At 69.0% G+C, this 26,634-nt stretch carries 21 protein-coding genes and 1 tRNA gene; 13 read left to right on the top strand and 9 right to left on the bottom strand.

Features of this window, described 5'->3' with window-relative positions; all coding sequences use genetic code 11:
• Positions 1-3: 3 nt before the first annotated feature.
• A complete protein-coding gene (locus IEY88_RS29295) occupies positions 4-705 on the top strand; it encodes an alpha/beta fold hydrolase (RefSeq protein ID WP_189158116.1) in 702 nt (233 codons plus the stop codon).
• Here IEY88_RS29295 and IEY88_RS29290 read toward each other — a convergent pair.
• Complete coding sequence (locus IEY88_RS29290) at positions 690-1,430, bottom strand: SDR family NAD(P)-dependent oxidoreductase (RefSeq protein WP_189158115.1); 741 nt, start codon at positions 1,428-1,430, stop codon at positions 690-692. The genes IEY88_RS29295 and IEY88_RS29290 overlap by 16 nt on opposite strands.
• Positions 1,431-1,480: 50 nt before the next feature.
• Complete coding sequence (locus tag IEY88_RS29285) at positions 1,481-2,998, bottom strand: BTAD domain-containing putative transcriptional regulator (RefSeq protein ID WP_189158114.1); 1,518 nt, start codon at positions 2,996-2,998, stop codon at positions 1,481-1,483.
• 107 nt (positions 2,999-3,105) lie between these two features.
• Here IEY88_RS29285 and IEY88_RS29280 point away from each other — a divergent pair, with 107 nt between their 5' ends.
• Positions 3,106-3,741, top strand: coding sequence for a type IV toxin-antitoxin system AbiEi family antitoxin (locus tag IEY88_RS29280; protein ID WP_229693873.1), 636 nt, complete (start codon positions 3,106-3,108; stop codon positions 3,739-3,741).
• On the top strand, positions 3,734-4,495 hold the full coding sequence (locus IEY88_RS29275; RefSeq protein WP_189158113.1) for a nucleotidyl transferase AbiEii/AbiGii toxin family protein: 762 nt from the start codon (positions 3,734-3,736) through the stop codon (positions 4,493-4,495). Before IEY88_RS29280 ends, IEY88_RS29275 begins: the two co-directional genes overlap by 8 nt.
• Positions 4,496-4,498: 3 nt before the next feature.
• Here the strand turns inward: IEY88_RS29275 and IEY88_RS29270 are convergent, their stop codons facing one another.
• Positions 4,499-4,948 carry an Lrp/AsnC family transcriptional regulator gene (locus tag IEY88_RS29270; protein WP_189158112.1) on the bottom strand — a complete coding sequence of 150 codons (450 nt, stop codon included), beginning with the start codon at positions 4,946-4,948 and terminating at the stop codon, positions 4,499-4,501.
• A gap of 50 nt (positions 4,949-4,998) precedes the next feature.
• Between IEY88_RS29270 and IEY88_RS29265 the strand changes: the two genes are divergently transcribed.
• Together IEY88_RS29265 and IEY88_RS29260 are read left to right on the top strand one after the other, a co-directional pair.
• Positions 4,999-6,135, top strand: a complete 1,137-nt coding sequence (locus tag IEY88_RS29265) for a MalY/PatB family protein (protein WP_189158111.1) — start codon at positions 4,999-5,001, stop codon at positions 6,133-6,135.
• 246 nt (positions 6,136-6,381) lie between these two features.
• A complete protein-coding gene (locus IEY88_RS29260; protein ID WP_189158110.1) occupies positions 6,382-6,753 on the top strand; it encodes a tetratricopeptide repeat protein in 372 nt (123 codons plus the stop codon).
• 582 nt (positions 6,754-7,335) lie between these two features.
• On the opposite strand, the gene IEY88_RS44485 is transcribed toward IEY88_RS29260, so the two are convergent.
• Positions 7,336-7,473: an FTR1 family protein gene (locus tag IEY88_RS44485; RefSeq protein ID WP_229693872.1), complete on the bottom strand. Its 138-nt coding sequence runs from the start codon at positions 7,471-7,473 to the stop codon at positions 7,336-7,338.
• A 292-nt stretch (positions 7,474-7,765) separates the two neighbouring features.
• On the opposite strand from IEY88_RS44485, the gene IEY88_RS29250 reads away from it, so the two are divergent.
• A complete protein-coding gene (locus IEY88_RS29250; protein WP_189158109.1) occupies positions 7,766-8,584 on the top strand; it encodes a lysozyme family protein in 819 nt (272 codons plus the stop codon).
• Between the two features lie 1,017 nt (positions 8,585-9,601).
• Here the strand turns inward: IEY88_RS29250 and IEY88_RS29245 are convergent.
• From IEY88_RS29245 to mfd, 4 genes are read right to left on the bottom strand one after another with little or no spacing between them, the layout of a single operon-like run.
• A complete protein-coding gene (locus IEY88_RS29245; protein ID WP_189158108.1) occupies positions 9,602-12,772 on the bottom strand; it encodes a S41 family peptidase in 3,171 nt (1,056 codons plus the stop codon).
• A gap of 29 nt (positions 12,773-12,801) precedes the next feature.
• Complete coding sequence (locus IEY88_RS29240) at positions 12,802-13,722, bottom strand: nucleoside triphosphate pyrophosphohydrolase (RefSeq protein ID WP_189158107.1); 921 nt, start codon at positions 13,720-13,722, stop codon at positions 12,802-12,804.
• Positions 13,719-14,660: a hypothetical protein gene (locus tag IEY88_RS29235; protein WP_189158106.1), complete on the bottom strand. Its 942-nt coding sequence runs from the start codon at positions 14,658-14,660 to the stop codon at positions 13,719-13,721. Before IEY88_RS29235 ends, IEY88_RS29240 begins: the two co-directional genes overlap by 4 nt.
• Before the next feature lie 14 nt (positions 14,661-14,674).
• Entirely contained in the window at positions 14,675-18,226 is a 3,552-nt protein-coding gene (mfd, locus tag IEY88_RS29230; protein WP_189158105.1) for a transcription-repair coupling factor, read from the bottom strand.
• Positions 18,227-18,373: 147 nt separating this feature from the next.
• Between mfd and IEY88_RS29225 the strand changes: the two genes are divergently transcribed.
• Together IEY88_RS29225 and IEY88_RS29220 are read left to right on the top strand one after the other, a co-directional pair.
• A complete protein-coding gene (locus IEY88_RS29225) occupies positions 18,374-18,907 on the top strand; it encodes a DUF4291 domain-containing protein (protein WP_229693871.1) in 534 nt (177 codons plus the stop codon).
• A gap of 7 nt (positions 18,908-18,914) precedes the next feature.
• On the top strand, positions 18,915-20,024 hold the full coding sequence (locus tag IEY88_RS29220) for a PQQ-dependent sugar dehydrogenase (RefSeq protein WP_189158103.1): 1,110 nt from the start codon (positions 18,915-18,917) through the stop codon (positions 20,022-20,024).
• A 161-nt stretch (positions 20,025-20,185) separates the two neighbouring features.
• Here the strand turns inward: IEY88_RS29220 and IEY88_RS29215 are convergent, their stop codons facing one another.
• Entirely contained in the window at positions 20,186-20,785 is a 600-nt protein-coding gene (locus tag IEY88_RS29215) for a TetR/AcrR family transcriptional regulator (protein WP_189158311.1), read from the bottom strand.
• Between the two features lie 157 nt (positions 20,786-20,942).
• On the opposite strand from IEY88_RS29215, the gene IEY88_RS29210 reads away from it, so the two are divergent.
• The 5 genes from IEY88_RS29210 (at position 20,943) to IEY88_RS29190 (ending at position 26,467) form a co-directional block, all read left to right on the top strand.
• Complete coding sequence (locus IEY88_RS29210) at positions 20,943-22,082, top strand: alpha/beta hydrolase family protein (protein ID WP_189158102.1); 1,140 nt, start codon at positions 20,943-20,945, stop codon at positions 22,080-22,082.
• A gap of 89 nt (positions 22,083-22,171) precedes the next feature.
• A tRNA-Gln gene (locus IEY88_RS29205) sits at positions 22,172-22,242 on the top strand.
• A gap of 40 nt (positions 22,243-22,282) precedes the next feature.
• Positions 22,283-23,962, top strand: a complete 1,680-nt coding sequence (locus IEY88_RS29200) for a GGDEF domain-containing protein (protein WP_229693870.1) — start codon at positions 22,283-22,285, stop codon at positions 23,960-23,962.
• Between the two features lie 46 nt (positions 23,963-24,008).
• Positions 24,009-25,481, top strand: coding sequence for a bifunctional UDP-N-acetylglucosamine diphosphorylase/glucosamine-1-phosphate N-acetyltransferase GlmU (gene glmU, locus IEY88_RS29195; protein ID WP_189158101.1), 1,473 nt, complete (start codon positions 24,009-24,011; stop codon positions 25,479-25,481).
• Positions 25,482-25,495: 14 nt separating this feature from the next.
• Positions 25,496-26,467, top strand: a complete 972-nt coding sequence (locus IEY88_RS29190) for a ribose-phosphate diphosphokinase (RefSeq protein ID WP_189158309.1) — start codon at positions 25,496-25,498, stop codon at positions 26,465-26,467.
• Positions 26,468-26,634: the final 167 nt, after the last annotated feature.

Genomic DNA, 26,634 nt, shown 5'->3' with positions numbered 1-26,634 from the left:
GACGTGCTTCATGTCGAACGTGGTGGAAGCGGGCCGTTGCTGGTGCTGCTGCACGGGCTGGGCGCTACCGGCGAGGTGTGGCAGGACGTCGTCGGCCAGTGGCCCGGCAGCTGGCTCGTGCCCGATCTGCCTGGTCACGGACGGAGCGCGCCGCTCGACCGGTACTCGTTCGGCGCCTTCGCGGCCACCGTGGCAAGTGAGATCCCGCGGGAGCCGGTCACGGTCGTCGGGCACTCGCTGGGCGGCGTGGTGGGGCTGGCGCTCGCGAGCGGGTGGTTCGGGGTCGAGGTGACCACGTGCGTCGGCGTCGGGATCAAGGTGCGGTGGACCGAGGCCGAACTGGAGAAGGCGGCGGCACTGGCGGGTAAACCGTCGAAGGTCTTCGACACGGAGGAGGAGGCCGTCGAGCGGGCGTCGAAGATGGCGGGCGTGCGACTGGAGCACGGCGTGTCCGAAGTGGACGGTAGGTGGACGCCTTCGCTGGACATGAAGGCGTTCGGCGTGGGCGCGCCGGACATGGCCGGGCTGATCATGGCCTCGCAGGCCCACGTCGTGCTGGCGGCGGGGGAGAACGACCCGATGAGCCCTCAGGACCACCTGAAGGAGCTGGTGCCCGAGCCGGTCGTGTTCCCCGGCGCGGGCCACAACGTGCACGTCGAGTCGCCCTCGTCCCTGCACACCGTGCTGGCTCAGCTCGCGACGTAGCCGCCGTCGGCCGTGATCACCGAGCCCGTGATGAAGCTCGACTTCTCGGAGGCCAGGAACAGCACGGCCTCCGCGATCTCGTCCGGCTGGCCGACGCGCTGCAGCGGGAGGTTCTTCGAGATCTCGTCGAACACCTCACCGGCCTCCGCCAGGGCCTTCTCGGTGGCGACCGGGCCGGGCGCCACGGAGTTCACGCGGACGCCGGCGGCACCGAACTCGACGGCCCACGAGCGGGTCAGCGCGTCCATCGCGGCCTTGGAGGCGTTGTAGACGGACCCGACCGGGGTGCCGACCACGGCCGCGATCGACGAGACGTTGACGATCGAGCCCTTGCCCCTGGCGACCATCGCCGGGGCGAGTGCCGCGGTGAGGAAGTAGGTGCCGCGGACGTTGACGTCGAACACCTTCTCGTAGACGTCGAGGGACTGCTCGGGGGTCGGCGAGAACGGGAAGATGCCGGCGTTGTTGACGAGCACGTCGACGTCGCCGACCTCCTCGGCGAGCTTGCGGACGTCGTCGACGCTGCCGATGTCCGAGACGATGAAGTGACCGGTGCCGCCGGCCCGTTCGATGAGCTCGACGGTCTCCTTGCCGAGCTCGGCGCGGCGGCCGGTGACGTAGACGGTGGCGCCGGCCTCGGCGAGCTTGACCGCGATCGAGCGGCCGATTCCCGAGGTGGCGCCGGTGACGAGTGCCTTCTTGCCTGCGAATTCCTTGGTGGACATGTCTCCGAACCTGGCCCGGCCACATCGTCAGGCCATAAATTCCGGATGAATCAGCTGGTCAGAGCCGGTACGCGCCACCCGAAGTACATCCGCACAAAGTACGGCAACCGGTACCGCCCAAGCACCAGCGGTTCGATCAGGTGCACGTCGGCGAGCGCCTCCAGCAGGAACTCGATAGCCCCGGGATCGCCTCCGGACATCTCCGCCGCCTCGCACACGTCGATCACGTCCTCGTCGCGGCGCGCGAAGCACTGCAGCAGGTGGCGTTCCTGGTCGGTGAGCTGCTGCTCGGCCTTCATGAGGGGAGCGAGCACCGCCCGGCAGTCGGACGGGATGGCGCTGCCGAGCCGCGTCTCCCGTTCCATCTGGGCCAGCAGCATCGCGACCGTCCAGTCGGGGCGGGCGGCGAGCTTGCCGCCGAGCACGCGGACGGGGTTCGGCAGGTACGAGACGCGTGCCAGCACATCATCGGTGACGGCTGCCTCGGCGTCGGCCCTCGCCGTGCCGAGCACCCCGCGGAACAACTGGTTCGCCTCGGCCTCGGTCAGCCCGGCGATCTTCAACCAGACCACCCCGGCCAGCTCGTTCCACCTCCGCACGCTCGTGAGGACCAGGGCCGAGCCGGGGGTGCGCAGCTCCGCGATCCGGGCGGGGTCCCGCACGTCGTCGACGACGACCAGGAACCGCTTGCCGCGCGCCTTCTCCCGCCACAGCGCGGCTTTGTCACCACTGGGGTTCTCGACGCCGACCGCGCGCAGCAGTTCGTTCGCGATGTCCTTGCCGCTGACGAAGATCTGCCCGTCGGGGTAGTCCTGCTTGGCGAGATGCGCGACGTGGATCGCCAGCGCGGTCTTGCCGCTGCCGTGCATGCCGGTGATGCCGACCGTCTGCGGCAGCGCCCGCAACGCCTGCGCGACCTCGGCCGCGCGGCCCGTGAAGTCGGGCAGGCCGGGCGGCAGCTGCTCGGGCCGGCGCGCCAGGTTCAGGTCTCCCCTGAGGATCTGCGCGTGGATCCCGCGCAGGTCCGGTCCGGGTTCGAGGCCGAGCTCCTCGTTCAGCAGGGCGCGCACCTGGTGGAACTGCTCCAACGCCTCGGCCTGCCTGCCGTCGCGGTAGAGGGCCTGCATGAGCAGCGCACGCGAGCGTTCCCTGAGGGGGAAGGCGGCGACGTGCTTCTGCAGTTCGAGGACGTCCAGCTCGCGTTCGAGCAGGGCCTCGCGGCACTTGAGCCGCTCGTTGGCGATCCTGACCCGCTGGGCCTCGAAGTACGTGCTGCTGAGGCCCTCGAACGGCTCGCCGCGGCAGTCGTCGAAAAGCTCCGCCCTCAGCGTGTAACCGCCGTCCTTGGACTTCAGGTCCAGCTCGGGGATCGCCTTGCGGATCTTGTACATGTACGTCCGCAACGCCATGACCGCGCTCGGCGTCGGGTCGTCCCAGACCATGCCGATCAGCTGGTCGTTGCTCAGCCGGAGGCCGTTGTTCAGCAGCAACGCCGCCAGCACCGCCCGCTGTTGCCGCGGGCCCAGGTCGATCTCCTCGTCGTCGCGCCAGGCTCGTACCGGACCCATCAGTGAGAAGCGCAGGCTCATGCAACGGGACAACGCCCGCAGGCATTCCCGACATGCCCGAACGAAGCGAGTATTATGAGAGTAGGCTGCGAGCCTACGGAGGTCGTATGAATGGCCGCGTCACCATCCCGACCGCACTGGCCAGAAGAGCGAACAAGGTGCTGCGTCCGCGAGACGCGGCGGACGTGTACGCCCATCCTCGCAGCGAGTTCGAGCGGCTGCTCGAACAAGCGGTCTTCTGCCACATCAGCACCGGCTACTACGCGCTGGCCCCGCTGGACCGGCTCGGCGACCCCAGGTGGCGCCCCGATCTCGCGGCGGCGGCGCTCGGCGTGGCCCAGGCCGACTACGGACGGGACGCCGTGGCACTCATGAGCATCACCGCGGCACGTCGTCACGGTGCACTGCCACGCGCCATCGGCACCGCGGTCGTGGCCGTGCCGAAACAGCGGCCCGTCCTGCACACCAAGGTGGGTGACGTGGTCTTCGTGAAGCGCGACGTGCGGCGCCTCGACCTGGAGCAGGTGGAAACCGAGCTCACGGCCGGATGGATGACCACGCCGGAACAGACGGCGCTCGACATCGCCGCCCGGCCGAAGCTCGGCGGTATCGGGGCAGCCGATGCCGAGGAGGTCCTGCGGGCGCTGGCCCGCCGGATCGACTGGACCGTCGCGGAGGAACTCGCACGTGATCAGCACAGGCCGGCAGCGCTGGCGCGGCTGAAGGAGGCGGCGGTTGCTTGACCACGAGGAACTGGCCGCGGTCGCAGATCAGTTCGGCGTCGCGGAGGAGCAGGTCAGGCGAGACCACCTGATCAGCCACGTGCTGGCGGTTCTGCCGAAGATCGCACCAGAGGTGCTGTTCGTCGGCGGCACAGCGCTGGCGCGGACACACCTGGCGGACCCGGCTGCGGGCGGGCGCCTGTCGGAGGACATCGACCTGTGGACACCGGATCGTGCCGCGGTCGCGGCCGCGCTCGACGAGAGGCTTCCCCGGCTCCTGCGCCGTGAGTTCCCCGGATCCAGGTGGGATCCCCCGTTGCGTGCCGCGAGGTCCGCTGTCGAGCCAGGCGTTCTGGTCACGACGAACGATCTCCGCGTCCGAGTGCAGCTGCTGGACCACGAGGACTGGGCCCGCTGGCCGAGTGAGCACGTCTCCATCAAGGCCAGGTACAGCGACATCACGTCGGAGATCCTGCTCAGAGTTCCCACGCTGCAGGCATTCGCGGCGATGAAGACTCTCGCCTGGGCAGACCGGCACGCCGCCCGCGACCTCTACGACCTGGCACGTCTCGCCGAGTTGGGTGCGCTCACAGCGGATGCGGCCGACCTGGTCCGCGACGCCACGGGAGCCTCGGTGCAGAAGTACGAGTTCTCCTCTCTGCCGTCCGGTCTGAACTGGCAGTCGCAGCTCGGGCACCAGACCAGCGCTCTTCCTGCACCGGAACGGTGTCTGCGAACGGTTCGAAAGGCCTACGGGAAGGTGCTGGCCTGGTAGGTCTCACGGGCTGGTCGGCAACGGCCGCGGCTCGATCACCTGCTTCATCACGATCGTCGACGTCAGCCCGCGCACCCCGGGCAGCTTCGCCAGCGTCTCCTCGTACAGCCGCTGGTACGACGCGAGGTCCGCGGTGACCACCCGCAGCAGGTAGTCGGGGCTGCCGAACAACCGTTGCGCCTCCACCACGTTCGGCACGTCGGCCAGGGCGCGATCGAAGTCGGCCATGGTGTCGAGCCGCAGCTTGGCGAAGACGAGCGCCTCGAAGCCGAACCCGAGGGCGGCCGCGTCCACGACGGCCCGGTAGCCGTGGATGACGCCGTCGCGTTCCAGTTCCCGCAGGCGGCGCTGGCAGCGCGAGATGCTCAGCTGCACGCGGTGCGCGAGGTCGGTGACGGTCATTCGCCCGTCGCGCTGCAGTTCGGCAAGAATCTTGCGGTCAACGGCGTCCATGAGCAAAGAACGCAAACACCTTGCTCGTTGGTTCCCCTAGCTTTTGCTCCATGAGCAGCGCAAATCCGTTACGTCAGCTGGCCCTGGACCAACTGAGGCGCCGCACCAGCATGAAGTGGCGCTACTACGCCGAGGACGTCCTGCCCGTGTGGGTGGCCGAGATGGACGTCCCGCTCGCCGAACCCGTGGCGCAGGCGATCATCGACGCCGTCGCGCTCGGTGACACCGGCTACCCCAGCGGGACCGCCTACGCCGAGGCGCTCGCGGCGTTCGCGGCGAAGCGGTGGGGCTGGACTCCGGCCGTCGAACGGATGTCGATCGTGCCGGACGTGATGCTCGGCGTGGTCGAGATGTTCCGGCTGGTCTCGCACCGGGACGCGCCCGTCGTCGTCAACAGCCCGGTCTACCCGCCCTTCTTCCAGTTCGTCGAGTCGCTGGGGCGCAAGGCGGTCGAGGCTCCGCTGGGTGCGGACGCGAGGATCGACTTCGGCTCGTTGGAGGCCGCGTTCGTGCGCGCCGGCCGGGGTGCGGTGTACCTGCTGTGCAACCCGCAGAACCCGACCGGGACGGTGCACACCGCCGCCGAGCTCGAAGAGGTCGCACGACTTTCGCGCGTGCACGGGGTGCGGGTCGTGGCGGACGAGATCCACGCGCCGCTCACGACCGCGGACTTCGTGCCGTACCTGAGCGTCGCGGACGACGGGCTGTCGTTGATGTCCGCGTCGAAGGCGTGGAACCTCGCCGGGCTCAAGGCCGCGCTCGCCATCGCCGGGCCCGGCTCGGCCCGCGACCTCGCGCGGTTGCCGGAGGAGGTGAGCCACGGGCCGAGCCACGTCGGGATCCTTGCCCACACGGCGGCGCTCACCGACGGCGTCACCTGGTTGGACGCTCTCTTGGAGGGCCTCCAAGAGAACAGGGCGTTGCTCACCGACCTGCTCGCCGAGCACCTGCCCGCCGTCCGCTACTCCCCCGGTCAGGGCACCTACCTCGCCTGGCTGGACTGCCGCGGGCTCGGCCTCGGTGACGATCCGTCCCGGACGTTCCTCAAGCGCGGCAGGGTCGCGCTGAACTCGGGCCTCCCGTTCGGCACGGGCGGTGCCGGTTTCGTCCGGATGAACCTCGCGACCTCGCCGGAGATCCTCACCGAGGCCGTCGAGAGGATGGCCAGGGCGTGGCGCGAGACCTGAGGCACCGCTCCTGGCAGGCCTGGAGTCCGTCCGGATGTGCGCCGGCGGCGACCACGACGTTGGTCATCTCGTGCACGCCGGTGCTCACGGCCGTCGTGGCCGCCCAGGTGTTCCGTGTCCGAATTGGACCGGGACAGGTCCTGCTGCTCGGGTTCGGCGTGTGCCGGCTCGGCCCGGCCACTCGTTCAGGTCCTGTCGCCCGGACGGCAGTCGAAGAACCGGCAGGCGGTAGGTAACGTTGATCGAATGACGGACGGCACCTTCGAGGCGTTCCGGAAGGCCGAGGCGTTGATGGCGCAGCGCAGGCCGCTCGACGCGCTGCGCGAACTGAGGCAGGTGCTGGACGAGGCCGGCGAGGCGCCGTCCGTGCAACTGCTGGCCGGCCGGGCCTACCTCGGGTCCGCGCAGCTCAACAGGGCGGAAGAGGCGTTCCGCAAGGTGCTCGACCTCGACCCGAGCGATCACTACGCCCGGTTCGCGCTCGGCAAGACCCTGCAACGGCAGGGCCGCCTCCCCGAGTCGCTCGCCCAGCTCCGGATGGCGGTCGCGATGAACCCGTCACCGGAGTACCAGGAAGCGCTAGGAGAGGTCAAAGCCCGGCTGGCCCTGGGGAACTGATCACCGGACCAGGGTGTCGCCCCAGAAGCCACCCTCGCGCACGCCCGGCGGCACCGCGAAGCGCCCGGACCCGGTGTGCTCCAGGCACTCCATCATCTAGTCCTTTGTGGACAACGCCTGCTGCGTCGGCACCAACTGCGTGCACGAGTCCCTGTTGAACGCCACGAAGAGGCGACCTGCGGGTCGTTCGCGCAGGCCTGGATGCAAATGTCACCGTTGCTGCGCGCCGGGTCCAGGTCGAGCGCCTCGCCGTGTCCGGGGTCGGCGCCTCGACGTTGCCGCCGACCGCACCGTCGAGCGCGACGAAGTGCATGTGGTCCTGCGCGGGCGTGGTGATGCCGGCCTGGATCTTCCCGAGGTCGAACCGGATCGCCCCTGGTAGAGCAACGCGGCGATCACCACGGCAACGAATATTCCGCCCAAAAAACCAAGAAGCGGCTCGACCATACCCCCTCCAGCAGCCCGCTCGCTGGAATAGAAGAAGACCGCAGTCTAGAGCCCTTCCAGGCCAACAGACAAAAGAGACACGACAACATTGGCAAACGGTCCGACTTTGAGCGCTTCATCCATTTTGACACGCAACTAGGCCGCAATCGTCTTGGCCGCCCGCCGCATCCAGAAGATCATTCCCGCGACGAATGCAACCGCGATGATCGACATCATCCCATCAAAGGCTTCCTGCTGCTCAAAGCTCATGCCAGCAGCACTGAACGTGATCACGGCTCCGCCACCACGGACAGTGCCACCACGATCACAACACCGACCCCAACCCATTTGAGGGCACGCCTTCGACCCGTCCTCACGAGGAATGCGATCAGGATGCTCACCACGAGCGCGGACTCAAGCCCTCAGCGCAGCCCAACGAGCCCATTGGCGAACAACATCCCACGCCTCTATAATCAGGTCGGCCTCATTCAAGGTAAGTCTCGCCTGATTGCCCATCCGCCCTCAGTGCCGGTTTCACCACGCTTCACCCCGTCACCACCCAGGTGAAGCACGTAGCCTGGGTGCCGTGGTCCCGCCGCCCGCAGTCAAGGAACCCGTCCGCCGCAACCGCAACGGCAACATCTTCGGCCGCATCGTCCTGGTGCTGCTGCTGATAGTCGTGGTCGCCGCAGGCGCCTGGGCCCTGGGCGCCCTGAACCGCCGAGACGCGGCCCCCTCAGGCCCACCCCCGTTCCTGGTACCGATCCAGGAGGTGGAGCCGGGCGCAGCACCCCCAGGCACCGCCGCCTCCCCGGGCACCACGGCAACAGCCAACCCACTGGCCGAATGGGCAACGCGAGTAGCGGGCAAGACCGACATCCCGGTCCGAGCCCTCCACGCCTACGCCCAAGCAGACCTGACGATGCAACAGGAGGCCCCGGCCTGCCGCATCAGCTGGGCCACCCTGGCAGGCATCGGCAGGATCGAATCCCACCACGGCAACATCAACGGAGCCCGCCTCCAGACCAACGGCCTACCGTCCCGCCCGATCATCGGCATCCCCTTGGACGGCGGCCCAGGCGTCAAAGCCATCCGCGACACAGACGGCGGCCGCCTGGACGGCGACACCACGTGGGACCGGGCAGTGGGCCCGATGCAGTTCATCCCAGGCACCTGGAACCGCTGGGCAAAACGAGCAGCGCCCGACGGCCAACCAGCAGACCCGCAGAACATCGACGACGCAGCCCTGACAGCAGCCCGCTACCTCTGCGGAGGAGGAGCAAGAGACCTGGGCACAGGCCAGGGCTGGTGGGCAGCAGTACTCACCTACAACAACTCCGTGGAGTACGGCCAAAACGTGTTCAGCGGAGCTGACGCCTATGCAAGGGCAAGCGCACAGCAATAGCAGCCCGCAACGCCGACCACGCGATGCCGCAGGCGAGCCGTCCTTACCAAACACACTGGGTGGGGTGGCTTCGTCACGAGTCGTGCCACAGCTCTTGCTGCATGCCTGAAGGGGTGTCAAGCGGACACGCTTTTCGTCCGCTTGACACCCCTTCAGGCATGTGGCCCGCTCTTGGCTCGACTCGTGACGAAGCCACCCCACCACCGCAACCACCAAAGCAACGCGCCTCCGCCCAAAGCAACAGGCGTGCCATCTACCCGCGAACGGCGTGGACCCCGGCTTTGGATCAGATTGGCGGGGTCTGGGGCGGAGCCCCAGGGTCTTCACCCTCCCCCAAAGGAGGCTCACCCCGATCACAAGGCAGCTCAACAGGAGTACTGGCAACCGGCGGCACACCCGGTTCCTCAGCCCGAGGCGCAGACGAGGGCGGAACCTCAACCGGAGTCTCAACAGGAGGAGCAGGCTCCACACTGGACACAACAGGAGCAGTGGTGGTGACAACCGGCACCTCCGAAGAAGTAGACGGCGAAGCCGGCACTTCTTCGACAGGCTCGGCCTCAGGCTCGTTCCGCCCAGTAACAACAGGCTTACCAGCAGAAACCGGAACAGTCTCGGTAACAGTCCCCCCACCAACAACCCGAGTCCGCGTAGCAACCCGAGCCGCCAAAACCTCCCGCCGAGCGCCCTCAACAACCACAGTCTCAGTAACAGTCGCCAACGAAACCCCAGCCTCAAACGGCTCAGTCCACCAAGCCGAAGGCCGAGACAGCGGAGGCGCAGCCAAAGACCCCTCCGAAGGCCCCCCAGTCAACGCGATCAACGCGAACATCCCGCCCAGCGCCAAAAAGGGCACCACAACCACAGCCCCAAAGCACCCACGCCCACTGCGCGGCTCTTCACGATGACTCATCTCCAGCACACCCCCGAACGGTGACGAACTGTCCCATCAACCTTCCACCTGGTTGATCGTCCACATGGAACAGTCCGTCACAGTTCTTGAGTCACACGATGGGGTGCTCAAGCCAACGGCGGCAACTCCGGAGCGTGAGCAGCAGGCGAAGACGACAGGGTCTCCAAAGCCAGCGAAACAGCCCGCTCCAACTGCGGATCCCGCCCAGAAACCCGATCAGCAGGCGACATCACCACCTCGATGTCGGGGTCAACCCCGTAGTTCTCAACCCCCCACCCATGCCCCTTGAAGTACGACGCGTACCTCGGCTGGGTGACCATCGTGCCGTCGACCAACGTGAACATCATGTCGATGCCGATCACACCACCCCAGGTCCGCATCCCCACAACAGGCCCGATCCCGAGCTCCTTGATGGCCACGTTGACGATGTCACCATCAGACCCGGCGTACTCGTCAGCCACCGCGACAACAGGCCCCCGAGGCGCATCCTGCGGATAGGACTCAGACGCCGTGTACCCCCGAGCAACCGACCACCCGATCACCTTGCGACCAAGCTTCTCGATCACCAACTGCGAGGTGTGCCCGCCACCGTTCTCTCGAACGTCGAGCACCAAAGCCTCACGGGTCAACTCGAGCCGCAGATCCCGGTGCAGCTGAGCCCACCCGGCCCCCATCATGTCGGGAACGTGCAGATACCCGACCCGCCCACCGGACTGCGAATGCGTGAACGCCCGGCGGTTGGCAACCCAGTCGTGGTACCGCAAAGGCTCCTCATCTGCCAAAGGCACCACCACGACCCGACGCAGCTCACCACCGCCACCAGGCCGCACCGTCAACTCGACGGGCTTCCCGGCAGTCCCGACCAGCAACGCCCCAGGCCCAGCAACCCCAACCGGGCGCCCGTCCACAGCCACCAGAACGTCCCCGGCCCGAACAGCCACCCCAGGCGCGCACAACGGCGACCGAGCGTGCGGATCAGAGGTCTCACCAGGAATCACCCGCTCGACGACCCAGTCGGAACCAGTCCGCACCAGATCAGCGCCCAACAGCCCCTGACGACGGGAAGCGGGCACGTGCGGCGCCGAACCCCACACGTAGGCGTGCGAGGTCCCGAGCTCGCCCTGGACCTCCCACAGCAGGTCCACGAGGTCGTCGTGGCTGCCCACCTCGGCCACCAGCGGCCGGTAGCGGTCGAGCTCGCCCTGCCAGTCGACGCCACCCATGTCGGTGCGCCAGAAGTGGTCGCGCATGAGCCGCCCGTTCTCGGCGTACATCTGCGCCCACTCCAGCGCGGGATCGATGACGACCCGCACGCGCGCGAGGTCGATCTCCACGTAGTCGGCTGAGTCCTCGTCGGCCTTGCTGTCGGTCGGCACGACCCGCAGGTCGCCTCTGTCCTCAACGAGCATCCGCCTGCCGTCACCGGACACCGCGAACGCGTCCGCGCTGTCCGCGAGGCACTCGGTCTTGAGCTTCGCGAAGTCGAAGCGCTCCAGCATCGTGCGTGGCGGACGGGCATCTGGCGACGCCAGGTTGTCCCCCAGCACGCCGAGCAACGGCCGGCGCAGCCAGAGCAGACCGCCACGAGCCGCCTTCAACGACACGTAGTCGGCCGCGGCGACGGGAACGGGCACGACGCGGTCGGTGAGGCCGTCGAGGTCGACCTTCGTCACCGGGGTCTTCTCGTCGTCGTCCTCGGAGTCCTTGTCCTCCTCGCCGACCGGGCGTCCGCCGCGCATCGGTGCGAACGGCGACGGCGTGGTGGCGGCCAGCGGCACGAGGTGCGGGCGGCAGCCGGTCGGGAACGACAGGTCGAACACGTGCGCGTCGTAGACCGGGTCGAACGTCCGGATCGACAGGAACGCGAGGTACTTGCCGTCCTCGGTGAAGGTCGGCGCGAAGTCGGCGAACCGCAGCGACGTCACGTCCACAACGGACAGATCCGCCGCGTTCACCATCTTGATGTGCCGCAACGGGGTCGGGCCGGGGTGCGACCACGCGAGCCACGCGGAGTCCGGGGAGAACGCGAGGTGCGTGATGTGGGCGTTCGCGCCGCGGACGACCTCGCGCACCTCGCCGGAAGCGACGTCCACCAACAGCAACCGGCCGTCGTGCGTGGCCACGGCGACGCGCGACCCGTCCGGCGCGGCGGCCAGGGACATGACCCGGCCGAGCTGACCGGAGGCGACGCGACGAGCGGTGTTGCCCGGCTCGACACCGCCGACGGGCGCGATCTCCAGGGCCTCCTCGCCCTCGACGTCGGTCACCCACACCACGTGACCGGTCTCGCCGAGCACCTTCGGCAGCCGTGCGCGCACGTCGGAACGGTCGGCCAGCACGCGAACCGGGCCGTCGCGGTGCGTCATCCAGTGCACCGACCCGCGGACCTCGACGGCCGACGCGCGACCGGTGTGGTCGACGCTGAACGACTCGATGTTGCCGGAAGCCTTGACGTGGCGCGGTTGCAGGCCGGTGCGCGGGCCGCCGAGCCTGATGTCGAGCTTGCGCAGCTCGGAAAGGCCTTCGAGCAGCCAGAGTTCGCCGGCCTGGTGGAAGATCACCCGCGAGCCGTCGCTGGAGGCGTTGCGGGCGTAGAACTCGCCCTGCGAGTGGCGGCGCAGGTCGGTGCCGTCCGGCAGCACCGAGTAGACGCTGCCGACGCCCTCGTGGTCGGACAGGAACGCGATCCGCCCGTCGACCCACATCGGGTTCGACAGCGTCGACTTCAGGTCGGCCAGGATCCGGGTGAAGTCACCGGAGCCCTCGGTGTCGACCCACAGCTTGCCCGCGGTGCCACCGCGGTACCGCTTCCACGCCGAGGGTTCCTGCATGTAGCTGGAGGACGTGACGACCTGGCCGTCCGGGCCGAACGAGACGTCGTTGACCCATCCGTACGGCAGCACCTCGGACGGTCCGCCGTCCAGCGGAACGGCATGCGCCTGCTTGCGGTGCCGCGACATCTGACCGGTGTGCGTCACCGCCAGCACTCGCCCGTCCGGCGTCCAGCCGGACACGGCCGTCCGGACCACGCCCCAGTGCGTCAGCCGGCGTGCGGGGCCACCGTCCACAGGCGCCACGCGCACCTCCGGGGCCCCGTCGATCACGCTGGCCCACGCGAGATGCGTGCCGTCAGGCGAAAAACGGGGTGTCCGGGCCGGTACCTGATCAGCGGACGCGCGCCAGGCCCTTCCTCCGTCGACGGGCGCGAGCCACACGTCGTCCTCGGCCACGAACGTCACCAAGTCACCGCGAAGATGCGGATACCGCAGGTAAGTCACGAGATCGACGTTAGCTCACACCCACCGTTTCAGGAGGGCGAAAAACGCCGCCAGTCCTCCGCCGCAAGAGATTCAAGACCTTCGGCCCGTGCCTTGGCCTCCGCCTCGCGCACGTTCGCGGCGAACCGGCGGCAGACCTGGCGGAGCTCCGTCTCCGGGTCCTCCCCCGCGAGCTTGGACAAAGCGGTCACGGCGAACAACGTCGTGCCCGTGTCGTCGCCCTCGGGCAGCAGGTCGACCGGGAAGCCCGCGCGTGCGGTGCGCTGCACCAGCTTCGCGGCCAGCGCGACGGCCGGCTGGCCGAGCGCGACACCGTCCACACTGGACTCGCGCTGCTTCTCGGCCTGCTTGAGCTCCTCCCAGCGGTGCTGCTGCGAGGTCGCGTCGTGCACGGCCGGGTCGTTGCCCTCGAAGACATGCGGGTGCCGGCCGACGAGCTTCGCGACCAGTTCGGCCGCCACGGCGTCGACGTCGAACGGATCTTCGGCGTCCTCGGCCGCGACACGGGCGTGGAACAGCACCTGGAGGAGCACGTCGCCGAGCTCCTCGCGCATCGCCGTGCGGTCGCCGTCCTCGATCGCCTCCAGCAGTTCGAAGGTCTCCTCGACGAGGTACTGGCGCAACGAGTCGTGCGTCTGCTCGGCGTCCCACGGACATCCGCCCGGTGACCGCAGCCGGTGCATGACCGCGGCCGCGTCGAGCAGCCCGGCACCGAGCGGTTCCGGTGTCGTGATCACCTCGGCGTCCGGGAAGGCACCGGCCGAGGTCGTGATCACCACCGCGCCGTCCTCCACGTCGGCCGGCGCCGGCCCGTCCACGCCCAGGACCGACCAGTGCTCCGGCGGTACGCCCTCGCCCGCGTAGACGGCCGTGGCGGCGCGCAACGCGGGCAGGGCGGCAGCGGGCAGCACGGCTCCGAGCCGCTCGCTGAGGACGACGACCGTGATCAAGACTTGTTCTCGGTCGTGCTCACACCGACGTACCCGGCGCGCTCACCGGCGCTGCCGACGACCTGCGCGTTGGTCGGGTCCCACACGCCGTAGCGGGGGTTGACCTCGATCTTCTGGTCCGCGGTCAGGAACTGCGCGATCCGCAGGCCGAACGCCGCTAGCAGCTGCGGGTCGATGCGCTCGATCAGGTCCTCCTCGCCCGGCGTGGGCGAGACCTTGTTGCGCTCCTTGACCAGCGCGACCATCCAGCTGGACTGCTGCTCGTCGGCCGGGAAGGCGACGACGGTGCCGGGCTTCACGCCCCACAGCATCGTGTGCACGAGCGACGGGTTCTCGGTGACGCGGACCTTCTGGCCCGTCGCCGACGCCTGCTGGCCGCCGGTGGTGCGCGGGGCCTCCTGCACGAACCGCGCCATCTTCGAGGGGTCGGCCGCGACCTCGGCCGCCTTCTCCTTGGCGACCTTGGGGTCCTGGACCTGGAAGAAGTCGATCACGATCTGGAGCGTGGAGAGGTTGCGGCGGGCCAGCTCACCCATCACCAGCACGTCGCGCTGGTGACGGTGGATCGTGGTCTCGTCCTGCTCGCTCTGCTTGGAGGCGGCCTCGGCGCCGCCCTTCTCCGCGATCGCGTCGTACACCTTGGTCTCGTCGACCGTGATGTTCTCGAGCTGACCGGCCCGCTCGGCGATCTTGTGGTTGATCTCGTCGGCCAGCACGAGCCGCGAGACCTGGTCGAGCTTGCCCTGGCCCTGCATCTGCTGGGCCGCGGGCTCCTTCTTGAGCACCTTCACGGTGCGCTCCTGGACGGTCTCCAGGTTGATCGCCTGATCACCGACGATCGCGGCCGAACCGGCCTTCGCGGGGCCGGTGCCACAACCGGTGGCCAGCAGCGCCACAGCCACACCGACCAGCGAGAAACGCTTCAGAACAGTGCTCACGAGGATCTACCCTCTCACGCCTTGGTGACTCCGGTCACGGGAGTCCCCGCGAGTGAGTCGAGGAACGCACCGCACCAGTCCAGCAACTCCTGGTCGCGCAGCTGCGGTGCACCCATCCGGCCGCCCGCCGCTCCCTCCGTCGGCCTAGGCACGGTGACCGTGCCCATCGTCTGCTTGTAGACGGCCTTCGGGAACAGCCTGCGCAGCCTGACCAGCTGCGAGTCGAGCAGCTCCAGCTTCGCGAACCGCAGGTTCTGGCCCATCGCGATCACCTCGGTGACCCCGTGGCGGCGGCAGGCGTGCCGCAGGCGGGCGACGCCGAGCAGGCGTTCGACGGTCTCCGGCGGGGTGCCGTAGCGGTCCTTGAGCTCGTCCCAGACGGACATCAGCGACGCCTCGTCGGTGGCGGCCGCGATCTTGCGGTACGCCTCCAGCCGCAGCCGCTCACCCGGCACGTACTCGTGCGGGATGTGCGCGTCGACGGGGAGGTCGACGCGGACCTCGGCGAGCTCCTCCTCGATCTCGCCCTCCGCCCCGGCGTGCCGGCGGAACGCCTCGACGGCCTCGCCCACCAGCCGGATGTAGAGGTCGAACCCGACGCCCGCGATGTGACCGGACTGCTCCGCGCCGAGGATGTTGCCGGCGCCGCGGATCTCCAGGTCCTTCATCGCGACGGCCATGCCGGCGCCGAGCTCGGTGTTCTGCGCGATCGTCGCGAGCCGGTCGTGCGCGTGCTCGGTCAGCGGCGTCTCGGGCGGGTACAGGAAGTACGAGTACCCGCGCTCGCGGCCACGGCCGACGCGGCCGCGCAGCTGGTGCAGCTGGGCCAGGCCGAGCAGGTCTCCCCGCTCGACGATCAACGTGTTGGCGTTGGAGATGTCGAGGCCCGTCTCGACGATCGTGGTGCAGACGAGCACGTCGTACTCGCGTTCCCAGAAGCCCTGGATGAGGTGTTCGAGCTTGTCCTCGTTCATCTGGCCGTGCCCGGTCACGACGCGGGCTTCCGGCACCAGTTCCCGGATGCGCTTCGCGGCCTTCTCGATGGTCGAGACCCTGTTGTGCACGTAGAAGACCTGTCCGTCGCGCATCAGCTCGCGCCGGATCGCCGCTCCGACCTGCTTGTCGTCGTACGCGCCGACGTAGGTGAGGATCGGGTGCCGTTCCTCGGGCGGGGTCAGGATCGTGGACATCTCGCGGATGCCGGCGAGCGACATCTCCAGCGTGCGCGGGATCGGCGTCGCGGACATCGTCAGCACGTCGACGTGGGTCCTGAGCGCCTTGATGTGCTCCTTGTGCTCCACACCGAAGCGCTGCTCCTCGTCGACGATCACGAGGCCGAGGTCCTTGTACCGCACGTTCTTCTGCAGCAGCCGGTGCGTGCCGATCACGATGTCGACCTCGCCGTCCGCGAGACCGGCGATGGTCTGCGCGGACTCCTGCGGGTCGGTGAAGCGGCTCAGTCCCCTGACGTTCACCGGGAACTGGCGCATGCGCTCGGCGAACGTGTTGAGGTGCTGCTGGGCGAGCAGCGTCGTCGGCACCAGCACGACGACCTGCTTGCCGTCCTGCACCGCCTTGAACGCCGCGCGGACCGCGATCTCCGTCTTGCCGTAGCCGACGTCGCCGCAGATGACGCGGTCCATCGGCACGGAACGTTCCATGTCGGCCTTGACCTCGTCGATCGCGGCCATCTGGTCCTGCGTCTCGACGAACGCGAACGCGTCCTCCAGCTCGCGCTGCCAGGGCGTGTCGCTCGCGAACGCGTGGCCCGGTGCGCTCTGGCGGGCCGCGTAGAGCTGCACGAGCTCGGCCGCGATCTGCTTGACCGCCTTGCGCGCCTTGGACTTCGTGTTCTTCCAGTCGCTGCCGCCGAGCTTGTTCAGCGTGGGCAGCTCGCCGCCGACGTACCGGCTGACCTCGTCGAGCTGGTCGGTCGGGACGAACAACCGGTCGCCGGGCTGGCCGCGCTTGGACGACGCGTACTCCAGGACCAGGTACTCGCGGGTGGCGCCGGCCACGGTGCGCTGGACCATCTCCACGTACTTGCCGATGCCGTGCTGCTCGTGCACCACGAAGTCGCCGGCCTTGAGCGCCAGCGGATCCACCGCGTTGCGCCGCTTGGACGGCATCTTGCGCATGTCCTTCGTGGACGTACCGCCGCGGCCGCCGGTGAGGTCGGTCTCGGTCAGCACCACGAGCGCGAGGTCCGGCAGCATGAAGCCGTCCTCGAGCGCGCCGCGCACGACCGTGACCAGGCCGGCTTTCGGTGCCTCGTCGAGGGATTCGACGCAGACGGCAGCGACCTCGGCTTCCTTGAGCCGTTCCTCGGCCCGGTGCGCGGTGCCGGCGCCGGGCACGACCAGCACGGCCACGCCACCCGTCGCCGTGTGCGCCTTCAGGTCGGCGAACGCGCGCTCGACGTCGCCCTGGTAGGCCTCGACGGGCTTGACGTCGAGGTGGACGACGTCCTTCGAGTCCGTGGTGAGCTGGCTGAGCGTCCACCAGGAACGGCCGTTCGCCTTCGCGGCCTCCGCGACCTCGCCGATGCCCTGGTACGCGCTGCGCCCCAGGTCGATCGGCGCCTTGCCCCCGCCGGCCGCCGCCATCCACGACGCCTCGAGGAACTCCTGCCCGGTGCGCACCAGGTCGGCCGCGCGCGCCCGGATCTTCTCCGGGTCGTTGAGCAGGACGTGCGTGCCCGGTTCGACGACGTCGGTGAGCAGCTGCAGCTCGCCGGGGCAGAGCGCCGGGATCAACGCCTCCATGCCCTCCACCGCGATGCCGCCGGAGATCTTCTCCAGCATCTCGGCCAGGTGCGCGTCGGACTCGTGCTCCAGCGCCAGCTCGGCCGCGCGCTGCTTGACGTCGTCGGTCAGCAGCAGCTCCCGGCACGGCGGCGCGACGAACTCGACGACCTCCTCGGGCAGCGATCGCTGGTCCTGCACCGAGAACGGCCGGATCTCGCTGACCTCGTCGCCCCAGAACTCGACGCGGTACGGGTGCTCGGCCGTCGGCGGGAAGATGTCGAGGATGCCGCCGCGCGTCGCGTACTCGCCGCGCTTCTCGACCATGTCGACGCGGCTGTAGGCGTTCTCGGCCAGGCGCGTGACGAGCTCGACGAAGTCCTGCTCCTCGCCGACCTTCAGGTGCACCGGCGTCAGGTCGCCCAGGCCAGGCGCCATCGGCTGGATGAGGCTGCGGACCGTCGTGACGAGGACCCGGATCGGGTCACCCTCGGGGTGCTTGAGGCGGCGCAGCACCTGCAGGCGCGCGCCGACCGTGTCCGCCCGCGGGCTGAGGCGCTCGTGCGGCAGCGTCTCCCAGCTGGGGAAGAACGCGACCTTGTCCTGGCCGATGAGGTCTCTGAGGACGTTCGTCAGCTCCTCGGCCTCACGACCGGTGGCGGTGACGGCGAGGACCGGCTTCGCGGTGGACAGCGCGGCGGCCACGAGCGGGCGGGCGGCCAGCGGACCGTCGAGCTCCAGCTCGGGAACACCGGCGGACTCGATCAACGTGCGAAGAGCTTTGTCGGGCAGGACGCAGGAGAGCAGGCCGAGCAGCGGCATGTGAGAAACCCCGGTCGAGTGCGGAGGCGCCGGAAGAACGCCGGACAGACCCCTGCCTGGGACGAGGGGTCTCACCACCCACCATAGCTCGTTCCGCGACCCCTTATCGGGTGGCTCGAGCACGCCTCCGTCCGTCACTCTGTGCTCGTGTCGACGAAAGAGATCAGGGCTGACTACGACGATCAGTCCATAGTGGTTTACCAGGCTTATTCACCCGCCATCGCCGAACCGGCCGTGGCCGCCCAACGGTTCGTGCCGCCGTTCAAGATGGAACGGATGACGTGGATCAAGCCGTCGTTCCTCTGGATGATGTACCGCTGCGGCTACGCCCAGAAGGAAGGCCAGGAGCGCGTGCTGGCCGTGCGCATCACCCGCACGGGGTTCGATTGGGCGGTCTCCAACGCCGTGTCGAGCAAGATCCCGGGCAAGCCGTCGGTGCGCGTTCAGTGGGACCCGGAACGCGGCCTGCACCACGAGGCGCTGGAGCACAGGTCCATCCAGATCGGGCTGACGCGCGAGGCCGTGGACATGTATGTCAACGAGTGGACGGTCGGCATCACCGACGTGACGGACCTCGCGCGCGAGGTCCACGAGAAGGTGCGGCAGCGTGATCTGGACGGAGCGCGCGCGTTGCTGCCCGTTGAGCGGCCTTACGGAACCTCCACGGCGCAAAACGCATAGTTGGGACATGCGCGCACTCGTTGCTGCAGGGTTGGTGCTGGTCGTCGCCGCTTGTTCGGCTCCGGAACCGGGCGGCAACGCGCCGTCGAAGGCTCCGGCGCCGCAGGGCCTGAAGGTCGAGGAGGTCGCGGGCGGTCTCCAGCACGCCTGGGACATCGGGTTCCTGCCCGGTGGCGCGATGCTGGTCACCGAACGGCCCGGCAAGATCAAGCTGGTGCGCGACGGCCAGGTCACGCCCGTCGACGTCGAGTTGACCGACCTGCAGGCGCGCGGCGAGGGCGGCCTCATGGGCCTGGTGATCCACCCCGACAACCAGCGCTTCACCGTTTGCTACAACACCGTCCGGGACGTGCGGCTGGTGACGTTCCGCCTCGACGGCGCCAAGGCGACCAAGACCAAGGACCTGCTCACCGGCATGCCGTCCAACTCCAGCGGACGGCACTCCGGCTGCCGCCCGACGCTGGCACCGGACGGGTCGATGTACGTCGCGACCGGTGACATCGCGCAGGCCCGCAACCCGCAGGACCGCACGAGCCTCGGCGGCAAGGTGCTGCGCATCGACGCCGAGACCGGCGAGGGCGCGGCCGGCAACCCGTTCATCACCTCCGCGAACGCCAACGAGCGCCGCGTCTACACCTACGGCCACCGCAACGTGCAGGGCGTGGTGTTCCGGCCGGACAGCGACCAGGCCTTCTCGAGCGAGCACGGCCCGAGCGTCGACGACGAGGTCAACCTGCTCCGCAAGGGCGCCAACTACGGCTGGGACCCGTCGGAGGGCGGCACGAAGGGCGGGTACGACGAGAGCGTGCCGATGACCGACCTGCAGCGGTTCCCGGACGCGGTGCCCGCGGTGTGGTCGTCCGGCTCGCCGACCGAGGCGATCTGCCAGGCCGCGTTCTGGAACGGCAAGCTCGCGATCACGGCCCTGAAGGGCTCGAAGCTGATGCTGTTCACGCTGGACGCGGCGGGCAAGGTGCAGAACGTCAGCATTCCCGAGGAGCTGAACGACAAGTACGGCCGTCTGCGCGCCGCCCGCACCGCGCCGGACGGATCCCTCTACGTCACGACGTCGAACGGCACCGACGACAAGCTGCTCAAGCTCACCGGAACCGTGTGAAGCCGTCCGAGCCGTACGACCCCTCGACGCACGGCTCGGACACCGGGCTTCAAGTGAGTCATCGCTGAGGAGTGCTCAGTCCGTTTCACAGCGTGCACGGGTTCGGCGGGATGCACTAACGCCGAGCCGCTCAGCCGTGCAGTTGCACTACGACAACCAGCTCAGGACCGGCTGCGCAGCTTCGGCCTGTGCTCCATCGCCGACAGCCCGTTCCACGCCAGGTTCACGAGGTGGGCCGCCACCTCGTCCTTCTTCGGCTTGCGCGCCTCCAGCCACCACTGCCCGGTCAGCGCGACCATCCCGACCAGCGCCTGCGCGTACAGCGGGGCGAGCTTGCGGTCGTAGCCCTGCTTGGCGAAGTGCAGCGCGAGGATGTGCTCGACCTGAGACGCGATGTCGTTCAGCAGCGACGAGAAGGTGCCCGAGGTCGACGCGACGGGTGAGTCGCGGACCAGGACGCGGAACCCGTCCGTCGAGCCCTCGATGTAGTCGAGCAGCGCGCAGGCGGCCTGTTCGAGCAGCTCACGCGGGTGCGCACCGACGTCCAGCGCGCCGACGATCTGGTCCATCAGGCGCTGCATCTCGCGGTCCACGACGACGGCGTAGATGCCTTCCTTGCCGCCGAAGTGCTCGTATACCACGGGTTTCGACACGCTGGCGCGGTGCGCGATCTCCTCGACCGAGGTCGCGTCGAAGCCCCTCTCGGCGAACAGGGCGCGGGAGACGTCCAGGAGCTGTTCCCGCCGTTCCTTGCCCGTCATCCTGACCCTGGCCACCGAACCAGCCTACAAAGGTCACTTCCTCGCGGTCGGAGATGACCCGCTCCCGCCGTACCCCGCATGAAAACTCATCCACCTTTCTCAGGTTCGCCGCGCTGTGTCGCGCGGAATCGAGACCTCGGCGCGGCATCATCGGGACATGGCCAGACGCAAGATCATCCGGATCACCGTGACCTCGCTGCTCGTCCTGCTCGTGCTGGTCACAGCGGCTCTGGGCGGCGTCGGCTGGTACTACAGCGGCGAGCTGCTCGAACCGGAGGAGGTGCCGCGGCGCTACCCCGAGACGTCGCTCGGCGTGGACGACAAGAACGTCGTGCTCGCCGAATCGAAGCTCACGACGCTGCGTGGCACGTTCGGCATCGTCTGGCCCGGCGGCACGGCGAAGGTCGGTGACGTGGCGTCGCACAGGGACGGGCGCGTGGAACGTCCTCTGATCGAAGGCACCGCACCGCCCGAGGGCACGAAGGTGCGCATCGAGACCGACGTCTACGAGGGCACCCCGAAGACGGCGCTCGGGCTGGTATTCAGCGACGTCGCGGTCCCCGGCGAGCTCGGCGACATGCCCGCGTGGTTCGTCCCCGGCTCGAACCCGGACACCTGGGTCATCACCGTGCACGGGCGGGGCGCGTCGCGCGAGGAGGCGCTGCGCGTGGTCCCCCAGCTCCACGGCGCCGGGCTGCCCGTCCTGCTGATCACCTACCGCAACGACGCCGGCGCGCCGAAGTCGCCCGACGGCCTCTACCACCTCGGCGACACCGAGTGGCACGACGTCGAGGCCGCCATCAGGTACGCGCAGGACAAGGGCGCGAAGAAGGTCGTGCTCTACGGCTGGTCGATGGGCGGCGCGATCGTCGGCCAGACGCTCGCCCGGTCCGGTCTCGCGGCGGCCGTCAGCGGCGTCGTGCTCGACTCCCCCGTCACGAACTGGACGCAGACGCTGAACCTGCAGGCCGAGAACCGGGGCGTGCCGACGTGGCTCACGCCGGTGGCCGAGGTCGTGTCCGGGTGGCGCACCGGCATCGACTTCGACCGGTTCGACCTCGTGGCGAGCCCTCCGGCGCGCAAGCCGCCGACGCTGCTCATCCACGGCTCGGCGGACGGCACGGTGCCCGCCCAGTCCTCCCGCGACCTCGCGACGGCGGCGAGCGGGCTCGGGTGGCCGCTGCAGTACGTGGAGATCCCGGGCGCTGACCACACCTCCGGGTGGAATGTGGCGACGGACACGTATCGAACGGCCCTCGGGGACTTTCTGACCAGGTCAATCGGCGCCACGCCGTGATCTTGAACTGAGCCGAGCGAGTGGTGGTTGGACAAGAAGAGGACCACTCGTGACAACATGTGCGCGTGGGCGGGCGCGAGCTCGCCCGTTCCGCCATGGTGTAAAGGCAGCACCTCTGATTTTGGTTCAGATGGTCCAGGTTCGAATCCTGGTGGCGGAGCAGGGGCCTTGAGGGCACAGGGTCGCGCTCTTTGGGAGGTGTGAAGCTGCCCGAGGAAACGGTCGACGAGCAGGGCAACGTGCGCCACCGCCATCACGAGATGTCCGACGCGTGGCTGGTGGGTCGCGCGAGCGAACTCGTCGCCGTGGCCCAGAGCAGCCACCTCGCCGCGCAGCTCGACGCGGCGTCCGAGATCGACCACATCCTCGCCGAGGCGCAGGGTCGTGGTGAGCCCCGCATCGTCGCGCAGCTGCTCAGAGCCGCGGCCGTGGTCAGACTGGTCACGCCGGGCCTCGTCGACATGTCCGATCCCCAGCTCGACGAGATGCTCGCCCACTGCCGCCGCCACGGCCTGATCGTGCTGGAGGCGGACGCGCGGGCGTTGCGCGGACGCCGGTTCCTGCTGGGCAACGCCGAGGACAAGGCGCTGACCGAGATCGCGTCGGCCCTGGCGATGATGCTCGACGAGGAACCCGACGTCGACCCGGTCTTCGACAAGCGCATCTGGGACCAGCTGCTGGCCAACACGTTTCAGGACATCGCGCTGGTGCTGACCCAGCTCGGCGTCTACGAGATGGCGGACGACGTGCTGGCGGGCGCGAACAACGCGTTGCGCGAGAGCGGCCAGCCGCACCAGATCTACGTGCACCTGGTGAACCGGGCCCGGCTGCGGATCGGCTGGGGCCTGCGCCTCGAACGGGTGAACCTGCACGACGCCGCGCACGAGCAGTTCAAGGTCGCCTCCGGGCTCGCCGAGGCCGCCGAGGTGCCGTTCCGGCAGTCGCTGCACCCCGGCCGGCGCGACATGGACGCCGCCGAGCAGGTGCCGATCCTCGGTGCCGCCCACGCGCTGACGAACCCGGCCGAGAGCCACCTCGACCGCCTCTGGTCGTTGCGCGGCCTGTCGATGTACGCGCGGGAGCTGATCATCGTCGCGATCGCGCTGGCCCGGTGCCTGGTCGAGGCGAACCGGCTGGACGACGCGCTCAAGGTCCTCGGCGACACGCGCACGCAGATGGAGCACGACACGTCCGAACCGTCGCTGGTGCTGTCGCTGGAACGCGAGTACGCGCACCTGTGCGGGCCCCACACGACGTCGGCGCTGCAGGCCTACAACGCGGCCCTGGAGCTGGAGCTGTGGCAGATGCGCGAGTCCCGCGTGGCCACGTTGCAGACGCGCCGTGAGCACGAACGGCTGACGCGCGCGCACGGCCAGATCGCGCAGCAGGCGTTGCAGGACCCGCTGACGGGCCTGCCGAACCGCCGCGCGCTCGACGACAAGATCGGCGAGCTCATCGCCGGTCAGGTCGATCCGTTCTCGATCGCGCTGGTCGACCTGGACGGGTTCAAGGGCGTCAACGACCGGCATTCACATGCCGAGGGTGATGATGTTCTTCGGGTGATTGCCAGCACACTGCGGCAGGCCCTGCGGGGTGACGACATGGTGGCCCGCTACGGCGGCGACGAGTTCGTCGTCCTGCTGCCGGGGGCCCCTCTGCACGCCGCCGAAGCAGCACTCGGCCGGGCCGTGGATGCCGTGGCAGGCTTGCCAATCGACCTCTCCAGGGGCGTGACGCTGTCGGTCGGCGTCATCTCGCTGCGCCCCCGCGAATCCGCCAACCAGGCCCTGTCGAGGGCGGACTCGGCGATGTACGTGGCGAAGCGCCAGGGTGGCTGCCAGGTCGCGGCCGTGGCGGGGGAGCCGTCCGCGGAGGCCTAGGCTGGTCCGCGGACTCGAAACACCCAGCCTGTTAGGGAGAGCATTGATGCTCGAGGGCCCTGTCAGCACGGTCGTGCTCGCCGCCGGGGAAGGCACCCGCATGCGGTCGTCCACGCCCAAGGTGCTGCACCGGATCGCCGGACGCTCACTCGTCGAACACGCGGTGCGCGCGGCGGCCGGCACAGACCCCGACCACCTGGCCGTCGTCGTCGGTCACGGCCGTGAAGCCGTCACCGAGCATCTGGAGACCCTCGCCGGGACGCTGGGCCGCAAGGTCACCGTCGCGGTGCAGGCCGAGCAGAAGGGCACCGGGCACGCCGTCTCCTGCGGCCTGGCCGAGCTGCCGCACGACCTGGCCGGCACGGTGATCGTCAGCTACGGCGACGTGCCGCTGCTCGACACACAGACGTTCCAGGACCTGCTCGCCGAGCACCGTTCGGCCGGCAACGCGGTGACCGTCCTGACGGCCGTGGTGGACAACCCCACCGGGTACGGCCGGATCGTCCGCGACGCCGACGGCACCGTGCAGCGGATCGTGGAGCAGAAGGACGCCGACCACGCCGAGCGGCTGATCCAGGAGATCAACTCGGGCGTCTACGCGTTCGACGCGGCGGTCCTGCGCGACGGCCTCTCCCGGTTGTCCACCGACAACGCCCAGGGCGAGCTCTACCTGACCGACGTCCTGGGCATCGCCCGCGGCGACGGCAAGCGCGTAGGCGCCCTGATCGCGTCCGACCGCTGGCTGGTCGAGGGCATCAACGACCGCGTGCAGCTCGCCGCGGTCGGCACCGAGATGAACCGCCGCATCGTCGAGGGCCTCATGCGCGGCGGCGTCACCGTCGTCGACCCGGCCTCGGTGTGGGTGGACGCGGGCGTCCAGGTCGGCCAGGACACCCTGATCGAGCCGAACGTGCAGCTCCGCGCGGGCACCGTGATCGGCGCAAGGGCGACCATCGGCCCCGACACCACGCTCTCGGGCGTCACGGTCGGCGAGGGCGCCTCGGTCGTGCGAACCCACGGCAGCGACTCGGTGATCGGCGACAACGCCTCCGTGGGCCCGTTCGCCTACCTCCGCCCCGGCACCTCCCTGGGCGTGAAGGGCAAGATCGGCACCTTCGTCGAGACGAAGAACTCCACGATCGGCGAGGGCTCGAAGGTCCCCCACCTGTCGTACATCGGCGACGCCACGATCGGCGATCACAGCAACATCGGTGCAGCATCGGTAACCGTCAACTACGACGGGGTGAACAAGCACCGCACGATCGTCGGTTCCCACTGCCGCACCGGCTCGGACAACATGTTCGTAGCACCGGTGACCGTGGGCGACGGCGCGTACACCGGCGCGGGCACCGTCCTGCGCCGCGACGTCCCACCGGGCGCACTCGCCGTGTCCGGAGGCCCACAGCGCAACCTCGAAGGCTGGGTCCTCAGCCGTCGTGAAGGCACGGCCGCCGCTCAGGCAGCAGCCGAGGCCCTGGCGAAGCAGAATGCCGACGAGAACACAGAGGAGGGTCGCTGACCGTGAACCCGCAGATGCCCGGCACACCGAAGAAGAACCTGATGCTCTTCGGCGGGCGTGCCTACCCGGAGTTGACGGAAGAGGTCTCGAAGCACCTCAACGTCACGGTGACCCCGCAGTCCGCCTACGACTTCGCGAACGGCGAGATCTTCGTCCGCTTCGAGGAGTCAGTGCGCGGCTGCGACGCCTTCGTGATCCAGTCGCACACCGCCCCCATCAACCAGTGGCTGATGGAACAGCTGATCATGGTCGACGCCCTCAAGCGCGCCAGCGCCAAGCGCATCACCGTGATCATGCCGTTCTACCCGTACAGCCGCCAGGACAAGAAGCACAGGGGCCGCGAGCCCATCTCGGCCCGCCTGGTCGCAGACCTCTTCAAGACCGCAGGCGCGGACCGCCTCGTCTCCGTCGACCTGCACACAGCCCAGATCCAGGGCTTCTTCGACGGCCCGGTGGACCACCTCTGGGCCATGCCACTGCTGGCAGACCACATCCGAGGCAAGTACGCGGGCCACGACATCACCGTCGTCTCCCCCGACTCCGGCCGCACGAAGCTGGCAGAGAAGTGGGCGGACACCCTCGGCGGCACGCCGATCGCGTTCATCCACAAGACCCGAGACCCCCTCCGCCCGAACGAGGTCGTCTCCAACCGGGTGGTCGGCAAGGTAGAGGGCCGCCTCTGCATCGTCATCGACGACATGGTCGACACCGGCGGCACCATCGCAGGAGCAGTGAAGCAACTCCTCAACGAGGGCGCCTCGGACGTGGTCATCGCAGCCACGCACGGCATCCTCTCGGGCCCGGCCACCCAACGCCTGCAGGACTCGGGCGCCCGCGAGGTCGTGTTCACCGACACGCTCCCGATCCCGGCAGAGAAGCGCTTCCCGAACATGACCGTCCTGTCCATCGCACCGCTACTGGCGCGCGTGATCCAGGAAGTGTTCGAGGACGGCTCCGTCACCTCACTGTTCGACGGCAACGCCTGACCCAGACCACCAAGGGCCGCCCATGTCCAACGGGACGTGGGCGGCCTTTGCTTTTGGCGAGGCCGCAGGCGAGCCGTCTTTTCCATAGGCACTGGGCGGTGGGGTCCCATCACGAGTCGCGCCATAGCACTTGCTGCACCTGAGGGGTGAGGTCAAGTCGACACGCT

This window comes from Lentzea pudingi (genome assembly GCF_014646255.1).
Lineage (GTDB): Bacteria > Actinomycetota > Actinomycetes > Mycobacteriales > Pseudonocardiaceae > Lentzea > Lentzea pudingi.
This window is presented reverse-complemented; position numbering and strand designations above follow the sequence as displayed.

Coding starts and splice junctions, on each gene's coding strand:
- IEY88_RS29260 (WP_189158110.1), top strand. CDS start 6,382: ATGACGGACGGCACCTTCGAGGCGTTCCGGAAGGCCGAGGCGTTGATG.
- IEY88_RS29285 (WP_189158114.1), bottom strand. CDS start 2,998: ATGGGTCCGGTACGAGCCTGGCGCGACGACGAGGAGATCGACCTGGGC.
- mfd (WP_189158105.1), bottom strand. CDS start 18,226: ATGCCGCTGCTCGGCCTGCTCTCCTGCGTCCTGCCCGACAAAGCTCTT.
- IEY88_RS29270 (WP_189158112.1), bottom strand. CDS start 4,948: ATGGACGCCGTTGACCGCAAGATTCTTGCCGAACTGCAGCGCGACGGG.
- IEY88_RS29210 (WP_189158102.1), top strand. CDS start 20,943: ATGGCCAGACGCAAGATCATCCGGATCACCGTGACCTCGCTGCTCGTC.
- glmU (WP_189158101.1), top strand. CDS start 24,009: ATGCTCGAGGGCCCTGTCAGCACGGTCGTGCTCGCCGCCGGGGAAGGC.
- IEY88_RS29220 (WP_189158103.1), top strand. CDS start 18,915: ATGCGCGCACTCGTTGCTGCAGGGTTGGTGCTGGTCGTCGCCGCTTGT.
- IEY88_RS29280 (WP_229693873.1), top strand. CDS start 3,106: ATGAATGGCCGCGTCACCATCCCGACCGCACTGGCCAGAAGAGCGAAC.
- IEY88_RS29215 (WP_189158311.1), bottom strand. CDS start 20,785: ATGACGGGCAAGGAACGGCGGGAACAGCTCCTGGACGTCTCCCGCGCC.
- IEY88_RS29190 (WP_189158309.1), top strand. CDS start 25,496: ATGCCCGGCACACCGAAGAAGAACCTGATGCTCTTCGGCGGGCGTGCC.
- IEY88_RS29265 (WP_189158111.1), top strand. CDS start 4,999: ATGAGCAGCGCAAATCCGTTACGTCAGCTGGCCCTGGACCAACTGAGG.
- IEY88_RS29290 (WP_189158115.1), bottom strand. CDS start 1,430: ATGTCCACCAAGGAATTCGCAGGCAAGAAGGCACTCGTCACCGGCGCC.